We start from the raw sequence: 3,827 nt of genomic DNA, 5'->3' as shown, positions 1-3,827 counted from the left end.
AAATCACTATTTTTAGACTCTTGAATATGTTCACGAATACGGTCATAGACGATAATTGTATCATGGATCGAATACCCTAAAATCATAAGCAATGCCGCAACACTTTCGATATTAAAGTCGATCTCGAAATAAGAGACAAAACCGAATGTAATAACGATATCATGGACAATCGCGATGATCGCCGCTAACGCAAAACGCCACTCATAGCGGAACGTTACCATCGCCATAATGGCACCCAATGTTAAAAGAAATGCGGTAAGCCCTTTGACTCGAAGCTCATCACCAACTTTCGGTCCGACCATATCGACACGGCGAATTTCAAATTCACCCGTATCTTTGAGAATCTCTCTTGTAACATCTCCGATATCTTTACTCAAGCCATCCGTCGATGCGGCTGTTTTGATCACGATCTCTTCGGGTGAGCCGAATTCACTCACTGCCGCATGTTTAAATAATTCATTTTTTTCGAGCGCTTCACGCACTTTATCGATAGGGGCAGGCCCCTTATATTTTACCTGAACAACCGTTCCTCCGGTAAAATCGATTCCGAACGAAAACCCTTTCGTAGCGATTAATCCAACCGCTAAAAAGAAAAGGACGAACGAAGCGACGAAAAAGATTTTCCCTTTGCCTAGGAAGTTATAGACTTTATCTTCTTTAAAAAGTTCCATAATTAGTTAACCTTTCTCGTCATACCAAACCACAATTTGTAGTTTTTCGATTTTTCGATACGATTGGTAAAGAGTTGGAAAATTCCATACGTTCCTACAATCGCCGTCAACATCGATGCCAAAATCCCCATGCTCAATGTCACGGCAAACCCTTTGATAGCACCCGTTCCGTATACATAGAGAATCGTACACGCAATGATTTGGGTAATATTGGAATCCAAAATAGCCCGCATTGCTTTACTGTACCCCTCGTGTAACGCCCGTTTAAGACCTATTCCTAAACGTATTTGTTCACGGACACGCTCATTAATAATAATATTCGCATCAACCGCCAAACCGATGTGCAGAACGATACCCGCCATACCCGGTAGCGTCAATGTCGCACCGAGCAGTGCCATCATCGCCAAAATAATAAAGATATTGATCACAACGGCAAGATTCGCGATGATTCCCGCCAATCCATAATACATAATCATAAAAATCATAACGAGGACAAACCCGCTGACCAAAGCGAGTAATGAGGCTTTAATACTATCAGCACCCAAACTCGGCCCGACGGAGCGTTTTTCCAACATATAAATCGGTGCCAAAAGTGCCCCTGAGCGGAGAGCAATCGCGAGGTCATTCGCTTCGGCTACTGTGTAGTTCCCGCTTATTTGACCGCTTCCCCCTCCGATACGCTCATTGATCACAGGTGCTGAATAGACTTTTCCATCCAGTACAATCGCGAGCCGTTTTCCGACACTTTTACCGGTAAAATCACCGAAAACTTGCGCACCCGCAGAGTTGAGTGAAAAATTGATAACCGGACGGTTGTTTTGATCGTATCCCACCTGCGCATCGGTCAACATCGTTCCGTCCAAAATCGGAATTTCATTGACCAAATGTTTCATTTGCGGCTGAAGGGCGTCTTCAAGGATTTTATCCCCATAGGTAGCCGCTTCAACATCACTCAAATCATTAACACGCATAGAACGATCTTCATCCACTGCCATCAGTTCAAGCTTCGCCGCACGAGAAATCAACTCACGTGCCCGTTGCTCTTCTTGTGGGGTTTTGATCCCCGGAAGTTCCACAAGGATTTTATCAACCCCTTGACGTGCAACAACCGGTTCTGCCAAGCCGAACTGATCGAGACGGTTACGGATCGTCTCAATCGCTTGATCTACCGATTGAGCTTTTAACTTTTCGACCTCTTCAGGTTTAAAAGAAACACTAAAAGCTTCACCCGATGTTTTAACCACCGAACCTTGCACCGTTTTTAGATGCTCATTTAGTTTAGCATTGTCTTCAGCATCCAAAAGAGAAAATACGACACTGTTTCCCTCTACACTGAGACCGTCGATCAAAATATCATTTTGCTCGGTAAAGTGTTTGATCCCTGAGGCAACCGATTTGAGTTGCGAGTTGACCGCCTCTTCGGTTTTAACCCCTAAAAGGAGATGCAATCCACCCTGAAGGTCAAGCCCCAGAGTAACTTTTGCACCGTGCTGACTTTGGGTGAGGGAAGGGATCGAGAAAATAATCCCAAAAAGTGCTACAGCGATGAGTAAGGCAACGCGAAAATTAAGCTTCATCCTCGTACTTTCTGGCAACCGCATCTTTGACGAGGCGCACTTCGGTTTCGTTATTCATTTTAATCACGAAATGTTTTTCTTCAACTTTTCTAATTTCGACGATCAGTCCTCCGCTTGTTACGATTTTATCCCCTTTAGTAAGGGCAGCAACCATCTCTTTGTGTGTTTTAGCTTGCTGATTTTGAGGACGAATGATCACAAAATACATAATAGCGATCAAAAAGACGAAAGGGAGAATTTGGGTAACAATTTCCATGGGTATCCTTGGGTAATGTGAAATTGGGGCATTATACTGAAATGTGGCTAACAACGATATAATTCCCCCATGAAATATCGATCATCCCCCCTTATTGAACTCATTGTCGCCCCGTTGGTTATCGCCCTTTTATTCTCCGCTTTTATTTATTGGGAACATTTTGCCCTCACCTCAAAAGCGCTTAACACCCTCTCAGGCTTGATCGCCCTTTATCTCCTCCTCCACGCCCCTAAACGTACTATCCTTGTGAGCGGATTTTGGATCGGATTATTGTGGTGTTACTGGATCGGATTTAGTTTCCAATATTACGGTCTGGGATGGGCAACATGGCTCGTCGCTTTGGGTTTTGGATTCGTTTATGCCCTCTATTACGGAACTATGGCACTTACGACCAACGCACTAGTGCGCGCCGCCATCCTCTTCGGTCTCACCTTTATCTGGCCGATGGATTTCAACTGGATGCAGCCCGAGATTATCTTCGTGGAGAGCTACCTCGGATTTTCCAAATGGCAGTTTGCCCTCATCCTTTTTTCCCTCGCACTGAGCGGATACGTTAGCGGTTTTAAAAAATTATTCCCGCTTCTTTTACTGATCGGGGCGATTCAAACCACCTATACCCCACCGCCGATTCCTGATGTGAAAATCAAACTCGTCTCCACCGATATTTCGCAGGATTTCAAATGGCAGAGCGAACAACTACCTCAAACGATCCAAGACAATTTTACCGCTATCGATGAAGCGATCACAAAGGGGTATGACCTCATCGTTCTACCCGAATCGGCATTTCCCCTCTATATGAACGAGCATACCGAAATATCCGAAGCTCTTAGTGAACGTTCACTCCATATCGCTATCCTAACGGGAACACTGCACAAAGAAGACGGTTTAAACTACAACGTCTCCTATCTTTTCGATCAAGGAAATGTAACGGTTGCTAAAAAAACAATCCTCGTCCCTTTCGGTGAATATATCCCCCTGCCGAGCTTTTTAAAAGGTTGGGTTAATCGTGAGATTTTCGGAGGAGGAGCCGATTTCGTTACCGCCAAAAAACCGACCGATTTTCGGCTTAAAGGGACAACCTTCCGCAACGCCGTCTGCTACGAAGCAACGCGCGCTGAACTCTACACACCCGATGTTCGCTATATGATCGCAGTGAGTAATAACGGCTGGTTCAAACCCTCTATCGAGCCGACGGTACAAAAGCTGTTAATACGCTTTTATGCCCGTAAAAATCATACGGTTGTGTTTCATGCGGCAAACGGTGGAGGAAGCGGGATAGTGTATTAATTTTGTCATCCTGAACTCGATTCAGGATCTCAGATT

4 protein-coding genes are annotated in these 3,827 nt (G+C 44.7%); 1 reads left to right on the top strand and 3 read right to left on the bottom strand.

Features of this window, described 5'->3' with window-relative positions; all coding sequences use genetic code 11:
- The 3 genes from secF to yajC all read right to left on the bottom strand — a co-directional run.
- Positions 1 to 671, bottom strand: a 671-nt coding sequence (gene secF, locus JZU62_RS05310; RefSeq protein ID WP_295012627.1) for a protein translocase subunit SecF, incomplete at its 3' end; no start/stop codon positions are given.
- A gap of 2 nt (positions 672 to 673) precedes the next feature.
- Positions 674 to 2,248 (bottom strand): protein translocase subunit SecD, encoded by a 1,575-nt coding sequence (secD, locus tag JZU62_RS05305; protein ID WP_295012625.1) that lies wholly within the window; start codon positions 2,246 to 2,248, stop codon positions 674 to 676.
- Positions 2,238 to 2,504 (bottom strand): preprotein translocase subunit YajC, encoded by a 267-nt coding sequence (yajC, locus tag JZU62_RS05300; protein ID WP_295012623.1) that lies wholly within the window; start codon positions 2,502 to 2,504, stop codon positions 2,238 to 2,240. Before yajC ends, secD begins: the two co-directional genes overlap by 11 nt.
- A 69-nt stretch (positions 2,505 to 2,573) precedes the next feature.
- Here yajC and JZU62_RS05295 point away from each other — a divergent pair, with 69 nt between their 5' ends.
- Positions 2,574 to 3,791, top strand: a complete 1,218-nt coding sequence (locus tag JZU62_RS05295) for an apolipoprotein N-acyltransferase (RefSeq protein ID WP_295012621.1) — start codon at positions 2,574 to 2,576, stop codon at positions 3,789 to 3,791.
- Positions 3,792 to 3,827 lie beyond the last annotated feature (36 nt).

It is taken from the genome of Sulfuricurvum sp. (genome assembly GCF_019163035.1).
GTDB lineage: Bacteria > Campylobacterota > Campylobacteria > Campylobacterales > Sulfurimonadaceae > Sulfuricurvum.
This window is presented reverse-complemented; position numbering and strand designations above follow the sequence as displayed.

What these genes read in the sequence shown, in the direction of transcription:
- secD (WP_295012625.1), bottom strand. Translation starts at nt 2,248, where the DNA reads ATGAAGCTTAATTTTCGCGTTGCCTTACTCATCGCTGTAGCACTTTTT.
- yajC (WP_295012623.1), bottom strand. Translation starts at nt 2,504, where the DNA reads ATGGAAATTGTTACCCAAATTCTCCCTTTCGTCTTTTTGATCGCTATT.
- JZU62_RS05295 (WP_295012621.1), top strand. Translation starts at nt 2,574, where the DNA reads ATGAAATATCGATCATCCCCCCTTATTGAACTCATTGTCGCCCCGTTG.